We start from the raw sequence: 21,400 nt of genomic DNA on the forward strand, positions 1-21,400 counted from the left end.
TATGACTAAAAGTTTAGACGAAATTGCAAAACAGTTAAGAGATTCTGGGAAAAAGGTTAATCTAATTTACGCCTTTAATGGAACTGGAAAAACCCGTTTATCAAAAGCCTTTAAAAATCTGATTGCCCCCCAAAAAAAGCATGATGGTGAAGATGAGACCACACAAAGAAAAATACTTTATTTCAATGCATTTACCGAAGATTTATTCTATTGGGATAATGATCTACTTAATGACATTGAACCAAAATTAAAGATTCAACCAAATTCTTTCATCAATTGGTTGATTAAAGATCAAGGGGATGAAGGTAAAGTAATTGGAAAATTTCATCATTATTGTGATGAAAAACTTATGCCTAAATTTGATATTGAAAATAATCAAATTACATTCAGTTTTGCGCGTGGAGATGATACGCCTGAAGAAAATATAAAACTATCGAAGGGGGAAGAAAGTAATTTTATTTGGAGTATTTTTCATACGTTAATTGAACAGGTTGTTGCTGAATTAAATATTTCAGAACCTAGTGAACGCACTACTAATGAATTTGATGAGCTTAAATATATTTTTATTGATGATCCAGTAAGTTCATTAGATGAAAATCATCTTATTCAATTAGCTGTTGATTTAGCGGAATTAGTCAAGGAAAGCTCCAATATTAGATTTGTTATCACAACACACAATCCTTTATTTTATAATGTTTTATACAATGAGCTGGGAGTAAAATCTGGGTTTGTTTTAAGAAAAAACGAAGACAACACATTTGAACTTGAAGAGAAAAAAGGAGATTCTAACAAGAGCTTTTCTTACCATCTTTTCTTGAAAAAATTACTTGAAACAGTTAATGCTAAAGATATTCAGAAGTACCATTTTATGCTGTTACGCAATTTATATGAAAAAACAGCCAATTTTCTTGGTTATTCAAGATGGTCAACACTATTGCCCAGTGATGCTAAGAAAAGTTACTACGATCGCATTATTAATTTTACTAGCCATTCTACATTATCAAATGAAATAATCGCTGAACCAACAGATGCCGAAAAGAAAATTGTTAAATATCTGCTTGAACATCTAATTAATAATTATGGTTTCTATATAGAAGAAAATATTAAAGAGCCACAAACTGATAATACAACAGAGTAAAAATATGAACGACTTAATCATCTATAACACCGATGATGTCAAATCTCACGTTGCTTTATTAGTTGTTGAAAATGAGGCTTGACTAGCTCAAAATCAGCTTGCCGAACTTTTTGACACCGCTGTACAAAATATCGCCTTACATATAAAAATATATTAGAAGACAATGAATTAGATGAAAATTCAGTTATCAAGGATTACTTGATAACTGCCAAATATAGTAAACAATGTCAAGTAAAAGATTTCAGATAGATACTGAAGATTTAGAAAATGCAAAAAATCATAATTAAGGAACATTCATGACTCAATACAAAAGCATCGCCGAATCCAACCATTTTATCGTTTTAGATCAATATAATAAGTTTGTGGAGGAACCCAATGCTGGTTATCAAACAGAAGCTAGCCTTGAGCGTGAGTTGATTCGTGATTTACGGGCACAAGGCTATGGGTATTTACAAGGTCTCAATAATCATGATGCATTGGTTAAAAATTTACGGGCACAATTACAACGCTTGAATAACGTAGTTTTCTCCGATGCGGAATGGCAACGTTTTTTAGAGGAATATTTAGATAAACCGAGCGATAGTCTGATTGAGAAAACCCGTAAAATTCATGATGATTATATTTATGATTTTGTGTTTGATAATGGACGCATTCAGAATATTTATCTTCTAGATAAGAAAAATCTTGCCAATAACACCCTGCAAGTCATCAATCAATTTGAACAAACCGGTAAATATGATAATCGTTATGATGTGACCATTTTGGTGAATGGCTTACCGCTTGTACATATTGAATTAAAAAAACGTGGCGTGGCTATTCGTGAAGCCTTTAATCAAATTCATCGTTACAGCAAAGAAAGCTTCAATAAAGAAAATTCTCTCTTCAAATATATTCAGATTTTTGTCATTTCTAATGGCACGGATACTCGCTATTTTGCCAACACTACCAAACGCGATAAGAACAGCTACGACTTCACAATGAATTGGGCAACGGCAAAAAATACTCTAATTAAAGATTTAAAGGATTTTACGAAGACATTCTTGGAAAAAACTACTCTGCTCAATGTGTTGGTAAATTACTGCGTGTTTGATGTTTCTGATACCCTATTGATTATGCGCCCATATCAAATAGCCGCCACCGAGCGTATTTTATGGAAAATAAAAAGTTTATATCTAGCTAACAATCAGAAAAATAAAGAAAATAAAGAAAATGGCGGCTACATTTGGCACACCACCGGATCCGGCAAAACGCTCACAAGCTTTAAAGCGGCACGCCTTGCAACAGAATTAGACTTTATTGAAAAAGTATTTTTCGTGGTAGATAGAAAGGATTTGGACTATCAAACCATGAAAGAATACCAGCGTTTTTCACCTGATAGTGTAAATGGTTCGGAAAGTACGGCTGGATTAAAACGCAATATCGAAAAAGACGACAATAAGATCATTGTCACCACCATCCAAAAACTCAATAATCTGATGAAATCGGAAAATGGATTAGCGATTTACGATAAACAGGTCGTGTTTATCTTTGATGAATGCCATCGTTCTCAATTTGGTGAAGTGCAAAAAAATCTAAAGAAAACATTTAAAAAATACTATCAATTTGGTTTTACCGGCACACCAATTTTTCTAACTAACGCGTTAGGTGCAGAAACAACAGAGAGTGTTTTTGGCGTTAAACTTCATTCTTACATTATTACCGATGCGATTCGTGATGAAAAAGTGCTGAAATTTAAAGTGGATTACAATGATGTTCGTCCACAATTTAAGAGTATTGAAACTGAAAAAAATCTTGAAAAACTGACCGCGCTTGAGAAAAAACAAGCCTTTTTACAACCTAAACGTATTGAGCAAATTGCCCAATATGTTTTAGATAATTTCAAGCAAAAGACCCATCGCTTTAATGCGGGTAACAATGGTTTTAATGCGATGTTTGCGGTAAGTAGCGTGGATGCAGCCAAAGCTTATTATCAAACGTTTAAACAGTTACAAAGTGCGGTCAAAAATCCACTTAAAATTGCAACAATCTTTTCGTTTGCCGCGAATGAAGAGCAAGATGCGATTGGCGATATTGTCGATGAAAGTTTTGAAGTGGAGGCGATGAATTCCTCTGCTAAGGAATTTTTAAAATCGGCTATTGATGATTACAACGGCTATTTTAAAACTAATTATGATGTAGACACTAAATCGTTCCAAAACTACTATCGAGATCTCGCCAAACGCGTCAAAAACAAAGAAGTGGATTTACTGATTGTCGTTGGAATGTTTTTAACCGGTTTTGATGCCCCAACCTTAAATACGTTATTTGTAGATAAAAACTTACGTTATCATGGTTTGATTCAAGCTTATTCTCGTACAAACCGTATTTACAACAGCACCAAAAGTTTTGGCAATATCGTCACTTTCCGTGATTTGGAACAAGATACCATTGATGCGATTACCCTTTTCGGTAAATCCAATACACGTAATATTGTATTAGAAAAAAGTTACCAAGAATATATGGAAGGCTTTACCGATGCAGGTGAAGCCCGTCGTGGGTATCTAGAGATTATTGCTGAGTTGCAAGAACGCTTCCCTGATCCAGATGTAATTCAAACGGACAAAGATAAGAAAGACTTTGTAAAATTATTTGGTGAATATTTGCGGGTTGAAAATATTCTGCAAAACTATGATGAGTTCGCTGCTTTACAAGCATTTCAATCACTCGATACCAGTGATGCAAAAGCCGTTGAAGCCTTTAAAGAAAAATATTATTTAACGGATGAAGCTTTTGCTGAAATGCAACCTATTGATATGCCAAGCGAACGTAGCATTCAGAATTACCGTTCAACTTACAACGATATTCGGGATTGGCTCCGTCGTCAAAAAGATGGCGAGGAAAAAGCAAAATCGACTATTGATTGGGACGATGTGGTGTTTGAAGTGGATTTATTAAAATCCCAAGAAATCAACCTAGATTACATCTTAGAATTGATTTTTGAACACAACAAAAAAATGAAAAATAAAACTGAGCTGATTGATGAAATTCGAACCACAATCCGAGCGAGCCTAGGTAATCGCGCCAAAGAAAGTTTAATCGTAGATTTTATCAATCAAACTGACTTAGATAGCATTGTCGATAAAGCCGGTATTATTGAGTCCTTCTTCCAATTTGCTCAAAAAGAGCAACAGAAAGAAGCTGACGAATTAATTAGCAGTGAAGGGCTGAATATTGATGCCGCGAAGCGTTATATTAACGTATCCTTAAAACGCGGATATGCTAGTGAACAAGGTACGGATTTAAATGATGCCCTACCGAAAATGAGTCCGCTTAATCCGCAATATCTCACGAAAAAACAAAGCATTTTTCAAAAGATCGTTGCCTTTGTTGAGAAGTTTGTTGGGATTGGTGGCGAGGTTTAAAAACTTAAACCGACCATATAGAATTAAAAAGGTGCAATCTATTGATTACACCTTTTTATTTTGTCAGTTTTATCAGAAATTAGAACGTTAAAACTTTATCCGCCCATAATGTCCATTCAGAAACATCATCTAAAGTACCAAGGGTCACGCCGTCAATTAATTTAGCATCTAATAAACCACGTGCTTTTACGCAGCTGGTACATAATTTAATTTCAGCACCTTGTGCCGCTAAAATATCGATAAGTTGTTGGATATTGAAACCTTCATTTGGGTTTTGCCCAGCAATACCGCATAAAATCGCATCAGAAAAGCAGAATAATTTAATATTCACATCCTTGCTGTGTTCTTCCTTCATATTGATGGCGAAACGAACAGCGTTGAACGTTTTTTCTCCGCTATATGTGGAATCATTGACAATAAAAAGAATATTTTGCATAAGCACTCCTTGTTACAATACTATAAAAATGAAGGCGTAATAATTATGCCTTTATGAAATCAGCCAACCCAAACGAACTTGGCTACAAACAGTAAAGACACTACCCACACAGGGGCATTGGCCTCGCGTATTCTACCTGTACATGCCTTCATAACGCAATAGCTAATAAAACCAAATGCGATACCTTCAGTTATAGAATAGGTAAATGGCATCATCGCAGCGGTGATAAAAGCAGGTGTTGCTTCAGTTAAATCATCCCAGTGTACACGAATAAGACTGGATGCCATTAAAATCCCCACATAAACTAAAGCTCCAGCTGTTGCATAAGCTGGTACGACACTAGCTAGTGGCGAGAAGAAAATAGTAAGTAAGAATAAAACACCAACTGTTACTGCTGTTAAACCTGTTCTACCACCGACTGAAACCCCTGCACCACTTTCGATATAAGTACTGATTGCGGATGTGCCAATATAAGAACCGACTACCGCACTCACGCTGTCCACATAAAGAGCTTGTTTCATTTTCGGGAAACGACCTTTTTCATCGCTGAAACCCGCTTTATCGGTTACACCTAATAAGGTGCCTGATGAGTCAAATAAGTTGACTAAAAGGAAGGAGAAAATAATGCCGAGTAATGCTGTATCTAAAGCTCCAGCAATATCGACTTTACCCACAACCGCGCCTAAACTTGGTGGCATAGAAACAATGCCGTGGAAAGTGACTTGATCATCAACTAAAAGCGCTAAACCAGTCACTACCGCGATAGAAATTAAAACACCAGAGAAAATATTACGTGCAGCTAAAACTACGATAATAAAGAAACCTAATACACCCAGCAGAATTTTCGGGTCATGCAAATTGCCTAATGCCACTAAGGTTGCAGGATTCGCTACAACCAATCCCATATTTTTAAAGCCAATTAAGGCAATAAAAAAGCCGATACCTGCACCAATTCCCACGCGCAATGAAAGCGGAATCGAAGCCATTAACCAATAACGGATTTGGAATAAGGTGAGAACAAATAAACCAATCGAGCCCCAGAAAATGGTGCCCATGCCCACTTCCCAAGAATAACCAAGCTTGCCAACTACCACATAGGCAAAAAACGCATTTAACCCCATAGCAGGTGCAAGAGCGATAGGTAAATTACTGAATAATCCCATCGCAATGGTGCCGAGTGCGGCAATTAAACAAGTGGTCACAAAAACAACTTGCTTATCCATTCCTGCATCACCTAATACGGATGGGTTTACAAACACGATGTATACCATGGTAAAGAAGGTGGTGATACCAGCGATAATTTCGGTTTTGGTCGTACTACCCTTTTCTTTAATGGAAAAAAGGCGTTCAAGTAAAGATTGTTGCATTGTCTTCCCCTTAACTTAAATTAATAACCTTGGTGATAAATCGACTCAAGTAATTTCACACCTAACAAGGCAATATTGAAACGTTGCTCATCAGCTACCGTCCAAAATTCGATACCATTTTCAACCGCACTTTGTTGGCTGATATGTAATTTCACGCTTTCTTCACCATTTTCGTTTTCACCGTTAATCACAGGTGTAATAAGGCTATCGTGTAATTCAACCAATTCGCTTTGTTGTGGCTGGTAATCAAATTCATAATCTGAAAGTGCGGTCACTTTTTGTGCCATTCCGTAGAAGACAGGCACTTGAATTTGATGGAAAATTACATTGTCTAACTGCGGGAAGATTTTTTGCAATTGCAGATTTAAATTAGCCGCTTGTTGTGGAAACACATCAAAGGCAAAACGAGTTTCACCTTCTTCTAATGGCATACCATTCAGTAAACGAGCGGTTTGTCCAGCAAGTTTATTCACGGTTTCACCATCTGTATAAGAAGCCGGTAAAAGTGACGTTGCAAAGACTTGAGTTAAATTTGTTTGTTGAACGATTGGTAATAGAGATAAAGCTAATTGACTCACTTGTGGATCGGGTAAACTCACAATGTTACGTTGTCTTAACTCAGTCAGATTTTCTTCATTGATTGTTGGGACAACAACAGGAACATCAGATAATGCAGAGCAAATCCCTTTTAAATCAATCACCACACAGCCACTTTCTGCGGCTTGAGCTAATAAGGGGGCTTGGTCAATTTGGCCTGCGAAGAAAAGATAATTAACGCTATCCCACTCAATCTCATCAGTGGCTAATTGAGCAACCGCTTTATTGCGAAAACGTACCGCTTGCTCTTCTTCAAAAGGATAAATTTCTACAATTGAAACCTTGCCTACATCTAGCTCACTTTGTTCAAGGGCTTCGGTAATTTTTTCACATAGATCAAATTCTGCTGCAATAGCAATATTTAGGCTTGCGTCCATTTTTCTCTCCGCTGTAAAATATTCTGAACCGATTCATTCTACAGAAAAAAGACGCATAAATACATAAGGAAATCAGATGACACCGGCAATTGATTTACTAAAGAAAAATAAAATTCCTTTTACTCTCCATACCTATGATCATGACCCTAACAATACGCATTTTGGCGATGAAGCCGCTGAAAAACTTGGGCTTGATCCGCACCAATCCTTTAAAACACTTTTAGTCGCTGAAAATGGTGATCAGAAAAAATTAGCGTGTTTTGTGCTTTCCACGGCAAATATGTTGAGTTTAAAGAAAGCGGCAAAATCCATTGGTGTAAAAAAAGTGGAAATGGCCGATAAAGATGCGGCACAAAAAAGCACGGGATATTTAGTTGGTGGCATTAGTCCATTAGGGCAAAAGAAACGTGTAAAAACAGTGATAAATTCGACCGCACTTGAGTTTGATACGATTTTTGTTTCAGGCGGTAAACGTGGATTAAGCGTCGAATTGGCCCCACAAGATTTGGCTAAATTACTAAATGCCGAATTTGTCGATATTATTGACGAAGAATAGAAAAAGAAAAGCCCGAGTAAATCGGGCTATCTTTTTTTATGATGTTGTGTTTATTTAAATTAGAAACTTGATGTATCTTGGAACAAGCCAACTTTTAAATCGGTTGCAGTGTAGATAACACGACCATCGACTTCCACTTCACCATCAGCCATTCCCATCACTAACTTGCGGTTAATTACGCGTTTCATATTGATGCGATATACCACTTTTTTCGCGGTTGGTAAGATTTGTCCGGTAAATTTCACTTCACCAACGCCTAATGCACGGCCTTTACCTTTACCACCTACCCAGCCAAGGAAGAAACCGACTAATTGCCACATCGCATCTAAGCCTAAGCAGCCAGGCATGACTGGGTCACCAATAAAGTGACAACCAAAAAACGGTAAATCTGGATGAATATCTAATTCCGCTTCAATATACCCTTTACCAAACGCACCGCCGTCTTCGGTCATTTTTACAATGCGATCCATCATCAACATCGTTGGTGCTGGAAGTTGCGGGCCTTCTTTACCAAATAATTCACCACGACCAGAAGCTAATAAATCTTCATAGGTGTAGCTACTTTTAATGTTTGGTGTACAGGTGTTTTCCATTTTTTATTTCCTTGTATATATAGTTTTGCTTGGTTACAACCAATAAGTAAGGATTCTATGAGGATTTATAAGAAATGTAAACAGCGAACACTTGTTAGCTCAACTTGTCGGATCAGTCAGTGAAATTAAGATAAAAGAAAAGCGAACACAAGGTTCGCTTTTAAGAAATTAAGATTTAAAGAAATCTAACCAGCTTTTTTTCGGCGTTTCCGAACGGAAAGCAATCCGATTTTGAATTAGACGCGCAATAGGCTCTTTACCCTTCGCATATTCTTCTTTCTCTTCCAATAAATCGCGGTCAAATAAGATTTTGGCTGTTTGATAAATATCCTCGACTTGATAAATAAAGAATTGCTCATTTTTCACCGCCTCAACCACTTCGTCAGATAAACTTAATTGCTGAATTGTTGTTGCAGGAATAATCACCCCTTGTTTACCCGTTAAACCACGACGTTGGCAAATAGTGAAAAAGCCTTCAATTTTATCATTCACTCCACCTACTGCGTGCACTAAACCAAATTGGTCAATGGTACCGGTAATCGCAATATTTTGCGGCAATGGCAAATCGGATAACGCGCTGACTAATACAGAGAAAATAGCTAGAGACGCACTGTCACCATCAATTTCTCCATAGGACTGTTCAAATACTAAAGAAGCAGAAAATGGTAACTGTGATGGCAACTCTAAGATACTCGCCAAGCACGCTTCAGAAATCATCATGCCTTTTCCGTGAAGGTTACCCGCTAATTCGTTTTTACGCTCCACATCCACGACTTCACCATCACCAAACTGCACTAAACAACTGATACGAGAAGGTTCACCAAAACAAACGGGGGTACCCGGATATTCAATCACAGATAAGCCATTAATCTGCCCAACAATTTCGCCGTTGGTTTCCACATAAATTTGCTCATTGAGAATATCCGCATAAGTGCGTTCACGTAAAAAACCGTGCTGTTCATTTTTTTGTTTAAAAGCTTGCTCAAAATCAACCGCACTTAAAGTTTGTTTTTGTGACAACGTCGCAGCGTTGAGTAACATTTCTGTTGTTTTTAACGGTGAAATGTTAATTAAAAAGCGATCTTCACTCTCACGCACCAGTAACTGATAGAGTTTATTTAATGCAGTTAAATCTAAATCGAGCTCATATTTTGAGGCTAATGCCAACACATAATTAGCCCAATTTTCTTGTGCTTTCGGTTGTGCAACAGAATAATAGCTTTCAATTTCCGCGTAATCAGCCAAGCTGTAAAGATCTTCTTCTAACTCACCTAAGGTCGCAATTTCAGTGCGGTTGCCTAAAATCACTACTTTTAAATTAAGTGGATAACTTGGAATATCACAAGGCAAGGTTTTAAATGGATGGGCTGAATACCAATCAAAAGTTTGCGTTTGTAAAATATGTTTTAAGCGTTGCCATAAATCAAATTGGCTTAGCATCGTTGCTGCACTTAAAATCAAAACGCCACCATTGGCTTGATGCACTAAACCTGGTGTAAGCAAAATATCTTGCGAACTAGGATGAACACGCACACTACCAAAAAGGGTAAATTGATCAGCGTGTAATGCCTTCAACACATCACCTTGTGCGGCAAAATTATCCGCAAGTGATTGAGCTGGCTCAGTATAAATACGAGGGAAAGAAAAAGAATCCCCCTGCTCAACTACATAATTCACCCCAAAAACTGACCGCTCTTTTGGCTGTTCTTGGCGAATAAGTTCAGTTAATAAATCGGCATATTCTGCTTGGTCATCGGCTTTTAAAATCAACAAAGAACGACGAGGTTGTTTTAAGAATAACGAAATCGCTTTTGTGGCATGTTTTTGTAATGACCAAAAATCAGCCTTTTCAGCTGAAAGTTCAGTAATCGATAATTCTGGTTGTAAGGCTTGCCAATTTAAGGCTTGTTCCGAAGATGTTGAAGTCACGACATATCTCGCTTTAATTAAATTAGCGGTATTATCGCACACTTCACCCTGAGTGAAAATCCGTTATAAAAATCTACTGGAAAAATTTATTTAAACAGCGTATATTTATGAGGTTACCACGTCACTAAAAAGTATAATAAAACGATGAAATATCAAAAATTAGAAAACCAAGAAGCAAACTGGAAATGGATTTATCTCATTCGCAAACATCGCGAAGGGGAAAAAATTACCCGTTACGAAGAAAAAAGCTTAGAAGAAAGTAAAGTTCAAGAATTAATAGAATGTCAGAATTATCCTGAAAAAATCGAGGAATGGATTAAAAATCACCTTTCTCTTGATTTACCTATTAAGCTTGATCAGGCTATTCGTGCAAGACGTAAACGCTTTTTTAATGCAGAAAAACAATCAACGAAGAAAAAATCTATTGATTTAGAATATGGCGTTTGGCTTCGTTTGTCTAAATATTCAAGAAAAATGAAAATGACACTTTCTGAAACCATCACTTATATGATTGATGAACGTGAAAGCAAAGCATTATATGAAAGCCAAATGACAGCAATGAAAGCCGGTTTGAAAAACTTGCTCAATAAATAAGATGAAAAAAGCCAAGGCCGAAACCTTGGCTTTTGATTATGCTAAATAGAGAAAATTTTGAAACGTTTTAGCGTTTCGCTTATTCCGCAATCGGAATTATTTTTGTGGCGTGAGATCCTTTGTCGCCGTGAATCACTTCAAATTGCACGCGTTGTCCCGCTTTCAATGAACGGTAACCATCCATTTCAATTGCTGAATAATGTGCAAAGATGTCTGTATCCACGCCTTCTGCAGAAATAAATCCAAATCCTTTTGCGTTATTAAACCATTTTACTACACCAATTTCCATAGTAGACCTCTATAGGCTTCGCCCTTAATACTTAAAAACAATAAGACTCATGCCTTATCACCTCAATTGGAAATATATTCAAACATTTTATTTTTTTATGCAACAAGGAAACTTTAAAAATGATACATTGATCACAAAAATTTTTATTTATTTACTGTCAGAAGCTTCTTTCTCACCTTTTTGATGAATTTCACGCAATGCTTTTGCCACAATTTGAATGGCTTCACCGCTGCTAATTCCTTGTGCCATTAATTCCTGAATTTGCTCTACTGCTTTTTGTTGCTCTTCGTGGGTTAAATTAATATCTAACATTATTTCTTCTCGTTAAATAGACCAATTAAATAATTCCATCACTTTCATCCATTGTTCATCTAAATTAGCTTTAATTTCTATTTTTATTGAATAAATAGGATGTTCAAAAATAAGTGTATCTGCGTGTAAAAATAAACGCTGACAGCCTGAATGTTCCGTCAATGCACGATTTTGATGTAAATCCCCATATTGTGTATCCCCTAAAATAGGATGAAAGATATGTTTCATGTGACGTCGTAACTGATGTTTTCTGCCTGTTTGAGGAATGAGCTTCACCAAGGAATATCTAGTGGTTTGATAACGCCCTACCGCATAAGGCATTTCCACAATGTTTAAGCCCTCATAATCTGTTACCGCCTCTTGAGGGGCTTTATCTTCTTGTGCAAACTTATCTGCAATCTTATCTAATTGGATTTTAAGGGGATAATCAATCTGTCCTTTGCCTTGCAAATACCCTCGTACAATCGCCAAATAAGATTTTTGCACCGTTTTCTGTTCAAATTGCTGACACATTAAATTTGCGATTTCACTATTTAAAGCAAACAGCAAAACACCTGAGGTGGGGCGATCTAATCGATGAATAGGAAAAACATGTTGCCCGATTTGATCGCGCAAGGTTTGCATCACAAATTGCGTTTCATGAGTATCAAGCCAGCTGCGATGTACCAACATACCTGCAGGCTTATTAACGGCGACAAGATATTCGTCTTGATATAAGATCTCTAACATTTATTGATTTTGTAATAAGGCTTCTAATTCACGTAACGGCGTTAATAATTCAACTAAAAAATCTTCTTCTGCTTCTTTAAACGCTTCCTCTAAATAAGGCGACACCGCAATTTTTGAAGGTAACTCAGCGCCACTTTCAAGTAAGGCAAACATTCTTGGAATAAAAATCCATTGCAACCATTCTTCTGGTGACATGGTATCAATAGCAAAAGGCTCTTCACTTAAAAAAGCATCTTGTGAAGGTGGAACCGCTTGCCATAAATCAAGTTTTTGCATAGCAAGTTGTAATTGTTGAAGATGAAGTTTTGTTTGATTACGCATGATTTCCCCTATTTATAAACAAGCGGCGTATTCTACGAGCATCAATTCACACTGTAAAGTGCGGTCAGTTTTAGCGATGAATAATCGAAAAGTCAGAATACCGTTTATCTTCAATATAATCGACTAAGACCCGTTCAACAGTTGCAGTTCTTGGCCCGACTTTTAACCAATCATAAAAGTATTGCAGTTGGTCATCATTGCCTTCCGCAATGATTTCGACACTTCCGTCTGTACAATTTCTTACCGTGCCTTTAATACCAATTTTCTCTGCTTCTTTCCACGTAAAATAACGAAACCCGACACCTTGTACTCGCCCATATACGACAAATCGTTTTGCCATAATTTGCTCCTTTGTTACAAAAACTTTTTAAAAATTAACCGCACTTTCCTATTCCCATTTTTTAAAATTTAGCATAGCATTACAACCATCTAATTTCATTCAAAAAATAAAAGGAGTAATTATGAAATTATGTAAGTTTGCTTTAGGTGTTGTTGCCCTTGCAGTCAGTGCGAGCAGCTTAGCCGGCATGGTCACCACCTCATCGAACCTTGAGTTTCTTGCTATCAATGGCCAAAAAGCCAGCAAATCCCTTCTAAAAGAAAAAAAATCATTCAATGCTGAAGCTGACCAAACACAACAGGTTGTGGTACGTTTAGGTGAGATCGTCGGTACCGGTTCTAGCCAAGGACTTTTTGAGTCTAACCCTGTTATTGTGACTTTCAAAGGTACGGCTGATGATGTTGTGGTATCTGCAGAAAAAATTCGTTCTCAAGAAGATGGCGAAAAATTTAATGCACAACCACAAATTACCGTTAAAACTAAATCAGGTAATGTGATTGATGCTAAAGTGGATACCTTAAAACAAGAAGGTTTATTCCCATCAGCGAATATTGTTAACGACCTTGCTGAGTATAATGCATCTAATGCACCAGCAGCGGTTTCAGCTTTAGCGGCACCGGCAGTAGGTATGATGCCTGCAGCATCAGGAAAAGCAACAAAAGGCAAAGTGGTTGTTCAAGGTGAAAACGTTGCAGAACAACAATTACAATACTGGTTCCAACAAGCAGATAAAGAAACTCAAACTCGTTTCTTAAACTGGGCAAAAAAACAAAAATAATCGTTTTTTTAACCGCACTTTGATAAAGAAGTGAGCCTCCCCGCTCACTTTTTTATCATCCATTTTTTAGTCATAAAATAATAAGCAAGGATATCAACATGAATCAATGGCTTAATGCAAAAGTAATCGCTTCAATACCTATTTTTATTGCAGTGAATATCGCAGCGTTTGGCGTCTGGTTTTTTGATATTTCTACGCAATCTATGCCCTTAATTTTAGGGATTATTGCAGGCGGTTTAGTGGATTTAGATAACCGTCTAACTGGGCGATTAAAAAATATTTTTTACACATTAATTGCCTTTTCTATTTCAACCTTTATCGTTCAACTCAATATTGGTAAACCCATTCAATACGTATTGCTGATGACCATCATCACCTTTTTATTTACGATGGTTGGCGCCGTGGGTGAACGTTATCGAACCATTGCGTTTGGTACGCTGGTGGTAGCCATTTATACCACTCTCACTTATACACCAGATAATTCTGCAAGCTGGTTTATTAATCCGGTGATGATTTTATTAGGTACTTTGCTTTACAGTATTGTGACCATCATCGTCTATCTCTTTTTCCCAAACCGTCCAGTACAAGAAAGCGTGGCAAAAGCGTTTTGTGCCTTAGGCAATTATCTAGATGCAAAATCAGAATTTTTTGATCCTGATGAGATTGATGAAATCGAGAAAAAACACCTTAATTTTGCGATGAAAAACACCAATGTGGTGGATGCCTTCAATCAAGCGAGAACAGCTCTTTTCTATCGTATTCGTGGGCAACATCGCCATGCTCGCACACAACGCATGATCCGCTATTATTTTGCTGCGCAAGACATTCATGAGCGTGCAAATTCGACACATTTTGATTATCGACAAATTGCAGAACAACTCAAAAATACAGATTTAATTTTCCGTATTCAGCGCTTGCTCGAATTACAAGCGCAAGCCTGTCACGATATTACGGCTTGCCTGCGTCAAAATACGCCTTATCACTATAATATTCGCGTAGAAAAAGCATTAATGGGGACAATTCAATCCCTTGAGCTTTATAGTAAAGAACATACCAATCAAAACAATGTGTTGCTTGCCCTTCAAACACTTATTGATAACCTGCAAAGCATTAACTGGCAGTTACGTCAGCTTGAGCAAGAAACTACTGAAAATGAGCAAACTGCACAGATCCATACCGAACAAATTACGGGCTTAAAAAATATTCTTTCTGTTATTGGAAGTAACTTCACTTTTGAGTCACCACTTTTCCGTCATGCTGTACGTTTGTCTATCGTGGTATTTTTGTGTTGCGCAATTGTTGAATTTTTCCAATTTAATTTGGGGTACTGGATTTTACTTACTGCAGTCTTTGTGTGTCAGCCAAACTATTCTGCAACCAAAGTACGATTACGCCAGCGTATTATTGGCACGATTTTAGGGGTAATTATTGGCTCCTTATTGCCATATCTCAACCCAACATTAGAGATGAAACTAGGCTTAATGGTGGTGACCAGTACGCTCTTTTTCTTCTTCCGAAGTAATAATTACAGTTTCTCCACGTTCTTTATTACCTTGCAAGTATTGATCAGTTTCGATGTAATGGGATTTGACACACAATCAGCGCTCTTTCCTCGCCTCATTGATACTGTATTAGGTTCAGCCATTGCATGGTTTGCCGTTTCTTATCTATGGCCGGATTGGAAATATCTGCAACTCGATAAAGTGAGCCGTCAAGCGATTCAAAGTGATGCACAATATTTCTTGCACATTATTAGCCAACTGCAATTTGGTAAAAGCGATAATTTAAAATACCGTATTGCACGCCGTAATGCCCATCAATATGCGGCAGCATTAAGTACCACACTTTCCAATATGAACAACGAACCGAAGAAATATCAGGCTTATTTGCAGGAAGGTTTTGACTTGTTAAAAATGAATTATTCCTTATTGAGCTATATTTCTGCTTTAGGGGCCTATCGCAATAAAATGGCGCAATTAGAACAAACTACCGAATTTTTGTCAGATTTTTATCCTGTTGCGAAAAAGGTTTTATATGCACTGGAAAATATTGAAAAGCTTCGTCCAGAAATCTTTGAAAAGCTCCAAAATAGTATTGAACAGAGCCTAAAAAAAATTCAATGGGATGAAACGCAAACTAAAAACAATGCGGTCTTTGCGTTACCATATCAGCAGCTTAATTTGATTTCTCAATTGCTACCGCAGCTATATCGCTATTTCCAACATAGTCAGAAAGAATCGATTACCAAATAAAAAACAAAGGAAAAACTGACCGCACTACCCCAAATTTTTTATTGTTCTCAGTGCGATAAATAGAGATAATACGCCACTTATGTAAAATAAATTTAGACGCAATGACACATTACATTCTACTCATTATCAGCACCGCATTAATCAATAACTTTGTTTTGGTCAAATTCTTAGGACTTTGTCCATTTATGGGCGTATCCAAAAAGATTGAAACGGCGATTGGTATGGGGCTTGCTACGACGTTCGTATTAACCGTAGCTTCATTGTGTTCTTATTTAGTCGATAATTATATTTTAATGCCACTAAATGCCACCTTCTTGCGCACATTAGTGTTCATTTTAGTAATTGCCGTCGTGGTTCAATTTACTGAAATGGTAATCAATAAAACGAGTCCATCACTTTATCGCTTACTAGGGATTTTCTTACCACTGATTACCACAAACTGTGCGGTACTCGGTGTGGCATTATTAAACGTCAATTTGGCACACAATTTAACCGAATCCGTTATTTATGGTTTTGGCGCCTCTTTAGGTTTTGCGCTGGTTTTAGTTTTATTTGCCGCATTGCGTGAACGCCTTGTTGCTGCAGATGTGCCTATTACATTTCGTGGCTCGTCTATCGCATTAATTACGGCCGGTTTGATGTCTCTCGCCTTTATGGGCTTCGCCGGATTAGTAAAATGATTTATCTCTTAATGTTTATTACTGTAACAGTGATTTTTCTCGGATTATTTTGGAATAACACTAAAAAATAATGTTTATCTTAATTTCAGTAACCGTTCTCGCTTTAATTTTTGGTGCGATTTTAGGTTTTGCTTCGATTAAATTAAAAGTCGAAGCAGATCCCATCGTCGAAAAAATTGATGCCATCTTACCGCAAAGCCAATGTGGGCAATGCGGCTATCCTGGCTGTAAGCCTTATGCTGAAGCGATTGCTAATGGTGACGTTATCACAAAATGCGTGCCAGGTGGTCGTCCAACAGTCGTAAAAATTGCCGAAATCATGGGCGTTGATGTACCTGCAATGGATGATGTCGCTGAACCTGAAGAAATGGTAGCCTTTATTGATGAAAATATGTGTATTGGCTGTACCAAATGCATTCAAGCCTGCCCTGTTGATGCCATTATTGGTACAAATAAAGCTATGCATACTATTATTCCTGATCTCTGTACTGGCTGTGAACTTTGCGTTGCACCTTGTCCGACAGATTGTATTTCCATGATTAAAGTGAAAAAAGATATTGATAATTGGAACTGGAAATTTGATCCTAAATTAGTCATTCCGGTTGTAAACACCACAGAAATCGAGAAAAAATTAGTGGTTGGGGAGTCGGAATAATATGGCTGATGTATTAACAAGATTTAAATCCGGCAAAATTTGGGATTTTAAAGGCGGTATTCATCCTCCTGAAATGAAATCTCAATCAAACCAATTCCCTATTAAGCAATCAGAACTTTCTCATGATTTTTATGTGCCGATTAAACAACATGCCGGCACAGCAGGAAATGTATTAGTTAAAGAGGGCGATTATGTGCTTAAAGGCCAACCTTTAACACAAGGTGATGGCTTAAGAACCTTGCCTGTTCACGCGCCAACTTCTGGTACCGTAAAGTTTATCGGAAAACATGTTGCGCCCCATCCTTCTGGTCTAACTGAGGATATGATTCATATTCAAGCGGATGGCTTGGATAAATGGCGTGAGCAATTTCCACTTGAAGAGTTTTTCACACAACCTGTCGAACAACTCATTGATCGTATTTATCAAGCAGGGGTTGCTGGCTTAGGTGGTGCGGTATTCCCGACTGCGGCCAAAATTCAATCGGCTGAAAAGAAAGTTAAACTCTTAATTATTAACGGTGCGGAATGCGAACCTTATATTACCTGTGATGACCGCTTAATGCGTGATTATACAGATGAAATAATCGAAGGGATTCGCATCTTACGTTATATCTTACGTCCTGAAAAAGTGGTGATTGCGGTTGAAGACAATAAACCCGAAGCAATTCAAGCTATTCAGCAATCACTACATGGTGCAAATGATATTGAATTGCGCGTTATTCCGACTAAATATCCATCTGGTGCAGCCAAACAGCTTATTTATTTGCTTACCGGCATGGAAGTGCCAAGTGGCGGACGTTCTTACGATATTGGCGTATTGATGCATAATGTCGGTACAGCTTTTGCGGTAAAAAGAGCGGTCATTAATGACGAGCCTTTAATTGAGCGTGTCGTTACACTGACTGGTGATAAAATTTCAGAGAAAGGTAACTACTGGGTTCGCTTGGGCACACCGGTTGATCACTTATTGGCGCAAGTTGGCTATCAATATGATGAGCGCTTCCCTGTTTTTGCCGGCGGACCAATGATGGGATTACAACTTTCTGATCTCAACGCACCCGTCACAAAATTAATAAACTGTTTATTAGCACCCGATCATTTTGAATATGGTGAACCCGAACCGGAACAATCTTGTATCCGCTGTTCAGCTTGTTCTGATGCTTGCCCTGTCAATTTAATGCCACAGCAACTTTATTGGTATGCTCGCAGTGAGGATCACCAAAAATCAGAAGAATATTGCTTAAAAGATTGTATTGAATGTGGCGTGTGTGCTTATGTTTGTCCAAGCCATATTCCGCTTATTCAATATTTCCGACAAGAAAAAGCCAAGATTTGGGAAATTAAAGAAAAAGCGAAAAAAGCAGAAGAAGCCAAAATCCGTTTTGAAGCAAAACAAGCTCGTATGGAACGTGAGGAGCAAGAACGTAAAGCACGTTCACAACGCGCAGCAGAAGCTCGCCGTGAAGAACTTGCAAAACAAAAAGGTGAAGACCCAGTTAAAGCGGCATTAGAACGCCTGAAAGCAAAACAAGCGGGTTTAGCAGCAAATAAAGAAACAAAAACTATCGTATCTGAGAAAGGCGAAATCTTACCAGATAACCATGAGCTCATGGAGCAACGTAAAGCCCGTCGCCTAGCTAAACAACAAGCGCAAGCAGATACAGGCACTGTGACAAATGCAACAACGTCACAAACCAATGAAAAAGATGCGAAGAAAGCAGCTGTTGCAGCTGCTCTCGCAAGAGCAAAAGCGAAAAAAGCGGCCGCTCAAGGTGAAACAGTTGCGACAAATGCAACTGAAAGCGTGGTAGAAAAAACAGATGAAAATCCAACCGCACTTGATCCGAAAAAAGCGGCAGTAGCTGCGGCCATTGCAAGAGCCAAAGCGAAGAAAGCTGCTACTCAAGGTGAAACAGTTGCAACAAATACAACTGAAAGTGCAGTAGAAAAAACAGATGAAAATCCAACCATACTTGATCCGAAAAAAGCGGCTATAGCTGCAGCCATTGCAAGAGCCAAAGCGAAGAAAGCTGCTGCTCAAGGTGAAACAGTTGCAACAAATACAACTGAAAGTGCAGTAGAAAAAACAGATGAAAATTCAAGCGTACTTGATCCGAAAAAAGCAGCAATAGCTGCAGCCATTGCGAGAGCTAAAGCCAAGAAAGCTGCCGCTCAAGGTGAAGCAGTTACAACAAATGAAACTGAAAGTGCGGTCGAAAAAACGGATGAAAATCCAACCGCACTTGATCCGAAAAAAGCCGCTATCGCAGCAGCCATAGCAAGAGCTAAAGCAAAAAAAAGCGGCGGCTGAAGCTGCCAAAGAAACAGAATAACGCAGGAAAAAATTATGTTTAAGAAAATGGTGAGTTCGCCTCATACCCATTCAGGCAAATTAACCGCCCGTATTATGTTATGGGTGATTGCAGCCATGTTGCCTGCTCTGCTCACACAAATTTATTATTTTGGAATGGGTGTTTTGGTGCAATCCGCCTTGGCTATTTCTTTCGCATTATTACTTGAGTTTATTGTGACCAAATTGCGCAATAAGGCAAATCTTGTCTATATTTCAGATTTTAGCGTGGTGCTTACTGCCTTAATTTTAGCGATGGCGATTCCGCCTTATGCACCTTATTGGGTGATTTTAATCGGTACGCTTTCTGCTGTTATTCTAGGCAAACACGTTTATGGCGGCTTGGGACAAAATCCTTTTAATCCGGCTATGGTGGGTTATGTGGTGCTATTGATTTCTTTCCCTCTACAAATGACAAGTTGGATGCCGCCTATTTCATTATTAAATGAACCCCCAACATTTGCGGATTCGCTTTCTTTAATTTTCACAGGCTTAACCACTGACGGTTTTAGCTTAAGCCAACTCGTCCATTCCATTGATGGAATTACACAAGCGACGCCATTAGACAGCGCAAAAATCTTCTATAACTTACATCAAGGCGATGAAAGCGTATTCCATGATTTTGTAAAATTGCCGATTTTATTACAAAACGGGACTGACTTTGCTGAAGGTTGGTGGCAGGTTAATCTGGCATTTATGCTTGGTGGGATTGTATTAATCTTAAAGAAAAAAATTCACTGGCAAGTTCCTGTTTCAATGCTCGTGACCTTTGTGACCTTAGCAACAATCACTGCGATGTCAGGCCATCATCATTTAAGTATGATAAGCCAACTCTTTAGCGGTGCCATGATGTTCGGCGCATTCTTTATTGCGACTGACCCTGTCACAGCTTCTATTACACCTCGTGGTAAGCTTGTATTTGGTACTTTGGTTGGACTATTGGTTTACCTTATTCGTTACTTTGGAAACTACCCTGACGGCGTGGCATTTGCGATTTTGTTAAGTAATATTTGTGTACCACTTATCGATCACTATACCCGCCCTCGTGTAGCTGGCCACTTTGCAAAAGGGAGAAAATAATGGGTATTTTAAAAGTCACCTCCCGTTTTGGTTTGTTATTAGGTTTTATTGCGCTTACATGTACCGCTGTTTCTGCAGGCATTTATATGCTGACAAAAGATAAAATTGATGAAGCCATGGCTGAACAACAAAAAGCGTTATTACTCCAAGTGATCCCTCAAGATTATTTTAATAATAACTTGCTTGAAAGCGTAGAAACACCTGAGCAAGATAAACTCAAAGGCATTCAAAAACTCTATTTTGCTATTAAAGATCATGTACCCACTGCCTATGCTTATGAAACAACAGCACCAGATGGTTATTCAGGGAATATCCGTTTATTAGTAGGAATCACACCAAAAGGTGAAGTTTTAGGTGTGCGTGTCATCGAACATCATGAAACCCCAGGATTGGGCGATAAAATCGAACTTCGCATATCTAATTGGATTTTAAGTTTTACGAACCAAGTTATCGTACCAGAAAGCCTAAAAGATTGGGCGGTCAAAAAAGATGGCGGTAAATTTGATCAATTTTCTGGCGCAACCATTACGCCACGCGCGATTGTAAATCAAGTAAAACGTTCTGCTCTCGTGATGCTTGAAAATGAGGCATTACTCAACGAGATGGCAAAAAAATACGCGCAATAG

At 38.0% G+C, this 21,400-nt stretch carries 21 protein-coding genes and 1 pseudogene; 12 read left to right on the forward strand and 10 right to left on the reverse strand.

The genetic code is table 11. The features are described from left to right. The first annotated feature begins 1 nt into the window (after window position 1). The 3 genes and pseudogenes from INP95_RS07560 to INP95_RS07565 all read left to right on the forward strand — a co-directional run bounded on the left by INP95_RS07560 (window position 2) and on the right by INP95_RS07565 (window position 4,539). Complete coding sequence (locus tag INP95_RS07560; RefSeq protein ID WP_197559435.1) at window positions 2-1,138, forward strand: AAA family ATPase; 1,137 nt, start codon at window positions 2-4, stop codon at window positions 1,136-1,138. Window positions 1,139-1,142: 4 nt separating this feature from the next. Beyond that, window positions 1,143-1,381, forward strand: a pseudogene (locus INP95_RS09910) (virulence RhuM family protein); the annotation flags it as partial. A 53-nt stretch (window positions 1,382-1,434) separates the two neighbouring features. Next, the gene (locus INP95_RS07565) at window positions 1,435-4,539 is read left to right on the forward strand and encodes a type I restriction endonuclease subunit R (protein ID WP_197560454.1); all 3,105 of its coding nucleotides are present in this window, start codon (window positions 1,435-1,437) and stop codon (window positions 4,537-4,539) included. 79 nt (window positions 4,540-4,618) lie between these two features. Here the strand turns inward: INP95_RS07565 and INP95_RS07570 are convergent, their stop codons facing one another. Genes INP95_RS07570 through INP95_RS07580 form a run of 3 tightly spaced genes read right to left on the reverse strand, consistent with a single transcriptional unit; the run spans window position 4,619 to window position 7,316 of the window. Continuing rightward, window positions 4,619-4,975 (reverse strand): DsrE/DsrF/TusD sulfur relay family protein, encoded by a 357-nt coding sequence (locus INP95_RS07570; RefSeq protein ID WP_005696059.1) that lies wholly within the window; start codon window positions 4,973-4,975, stop codon window positions 4,619-4,621. A 59-nt stretch (window positions 4,976-5,034) separates the two neighbouring features. Further along, the gene (locus INP95_RS07575; protein ID WP_197560455.1) at window positions 5,035-6,342 is read right to left on the reverse strand and encodes an NCS2 family permease; all 1,308 of its coding nucleotides are present in this window, start codon (window positions 6,340-6,342) and stop codon (window positions 5,035-5,037) included. 20 nt (window positions 6,343-6,362) lie between these two features. Then, window positions 6,363-7,316: an oxidoreductase gene (locus INP95_RS07580; protein ID WP_197560456.1), complete on the reverse strand. Its 954-nt coding sequence runs from the start codon at window positions 7,314-7,316 to the stop codon at window positions 6,363-6,365. Between the two features lie 76 nt (window positions 7,317-7,392). Here INP95_RS07580 and ybaK point away from each other — a divergent pair, with 76 nt between their 5' ends. Then, window positions 7,393-7,872, forward strand: a complete 480-nt coding sequence (gene ybaK, locus INP95_RS07585; RefSeq protein WP_005696054.1) for a Cys-tRNA(Pro) deacylase — start codon at window positions 7,393-7,395, stop codon at window positions 7,870-7,872. Between the two features lie 59 nt (window positions 7,873-7,931). Here the strand turns inward: ybaK and fabA are convergent, their stop codons facing one another. Further along, window positions 7,932-8,465, reverse strand: coding sequence for a bifunctional 3-hydroxydecanoyl-ACP dehydratase/trans-2-decenoyl-ACP isomerase (gene fabA / locus INP95_RS07590; RefSeq protein ID WP_005698958.1), 534 nt, complete (start codon window positions 8,463-8,465; stop codon window positions 7,932-7,934). Between the two features lie 168 nt (window positions 8,466-8,633). Next, entirely contained in the window at window positions 8,634-10,436 is a 1,803-nt protein-coding gene (locus INP95_RS07595; RefSeq protein ID WP_160222240.1) for an AAA family ATPase, read from the reverse strand. 102 nt (window positions 10,437-10,538) lie between these two features. Here INP95_RS07595 and matP point away from each other — a divergent pair, with 102 nt between their 5' ends. Further along, complete coding sequence (gene matP, locus INP95_RS07600; RefSeq protein WP_005696051.1) at window positions 10,539-10,988, forward strand: macrodomain Ter protein MatP; 450 nt, start codon at window positions 10,539-10,541, stop codon at window positions 10,986-10,988. A gap of 79 nt (window positions 10,989-11,067) precedes the next feature. On the opposite strand, the gene cspD is transcribed toward matP, so the two are convergent. From cspD to INP95_RS07620, 5 genes are all read right to left on the reverse strand, one after another. After that, window positions 11,068-11,277 (reverse strand): cold shock domain-containing protein CspD, encoded by a 210-nt coding sequence (gene cspD / locus INP95_RS07605; protein ID WP_005696050.1) that lies wholly within the window; start codon window positions 11,275-11,277, stop codon window positions 11,068-11,070. A gap of 147 nt (window positions 11,278-11,424) precedes the next feature. Next, complete coding sequence (locus INP95_RS07610; protein ID WP_070592133.1) at window positions 11,425-11,589, reverse strand: YoaH family protein; 165 nt, start codon at window positions 11,587-11,589, stop codon at window positions 11,425-11,427. A 12-nt stretch (window positions 11,590-11,601) separates the two neighbouring features. After that, a complete protein-coding gene (truC, locus tag INP95_RS07615) occupies window positions 11,602-12,318 on the reverse strand; it encodes a tRNA pseudouridine(65) synthase TruC (protein WP_070592136.1) in 717 nt (238 codons plus the stop codon). Continuing rightward, window positions 12,319-12,639, reverse strand: a complete 321-nt coding sequence (locus INP95_RS09870) for a YqcC family protein (RefSeq protein ID WP_005696046.1) — start codon at window positions 12,637-12,639, stop codon at window positions 12,319-12,321. A gap of 70 nt (window positions 12,640-12,709) precedes the next feature. Next, a complete protein-coding gene (locus INP95_RS07620; RefSeq protein WP_080351264.1) occupies window positions 12,710-12,979 on the reverse strand; it encodes an acylphosphatase in 270 nt (89 codons plus the stop codon). A 121-nt stretch (window positions 12,980-13,100) separates the two neighbouring features. On the opposite strand from INP95_RS07620, the gene INP95_RS07625 reads away from it, so the two are divergent. From INP95_RS07625 to rsxG, 7 genes are all read left to right on the forward strand, one after another. Next, window positions 13,101-13,757 carry a curli polymerization inhibitor CsgI-related protein gene (locus INP95_RS07625; protein ID WP_160222239.1) on the forward strand — a complete coding sequence of 219 codons (657 nt, stop codon included), beginning with the start codon at window positions 13,101-13,103 and terminating at the stop codon, window positions 13,755-13,757. Window positions 13,758-13,855: 98 nt separating this feature from the next. Then, window positions 13,856-16,009 carry a YccS family putative transporter gene (yccS, locus tag INP95_RS07630; RefSeq protein WP_070775372.1) on the forward strand — a complete coding sequence of 718 codons (2,154 nt, stop codon included), beginning with the start codon at window positions 13,856-13,858 and terminating at the stop codon, window positions 16,007-16,009. A gap of 101 nt (window positions 16,010-16,110) precedes the next feature. Continuing rightward, on the forward strand, window positions 16,111-16,689 hold the full coding sequence (gene rsxA, locus INP95_RS07635) for an electron transport complex subunit RsxA (protein WP_032804147.1): 579 nt from the start codon (window positions 16,111-16,113) through the stop codon (window positions 16,687-16,689). A gap of 70 nt (window positions 16,690-16,759) precedes the next feature. Beyond that, window positions 16,760-17,344 (forward strand): electron transport complex subunit RsxB, encoded by a 585-nt coding sequence (gene rsxB, locus INP95_RS07640; RefSeq protein ID WP_049365523.1) that lies wholly within the window; start codon window positions 16,760-16,762, stop codon window positions 17,342-17,344. A 1-nt stretch (window position 17,345) separates the two neighbouring features. Further along, complete coding sequence (rsxC, locus tag INP95_RS07645) at window positions 17,346-19,655, forward strand: electron transport complex subunit RsxC (RefSeq protein ID WP_197560457.1); 2,310 nt, start codon at window positions 17,346-17,348, stop codon at window positions 19,653-19,655. A 36-nt stretch (window positions 19,656-19,691) separates the two neighbouring features. Then, window positions 19,692-20,774: an electron transport complex subunit RsxD gene (gene rsxD / locus INP95_RS07650; RefSeq protein ID WP_070592144.1), complete on the forward strand. Its 1,083-nt coding sequence runs from the start codon at window positions 19,692-19,694 to the stop codon at window positions 20,772-20,774. Further along, window positions 20,774-21,400: an electron transport complex subunit RsxG gene (gene rsxG / locus INP95_RS07655; protein WP_070592148.1), complete on the forward strand. Its 627-nt coding sequence runs from the start codon at window positions 20,774-20,776 to the stop codon at window positions 21,398-21,400. The genes rsxD and rsxG overlap by 1 nt, the downstream gene beginning before the upstream one ends.

The sequence above is a fragment of the Haemophilus parainfluenzae genome (assembly GCF_014931375.1).
In the GTDB taxonomy this organism is placed as follows: Bacteria; Pseudomonadota; Gammaproteobacteria; order Enterobacterales; family Pasteurellaceae; genus Haemophilus_D.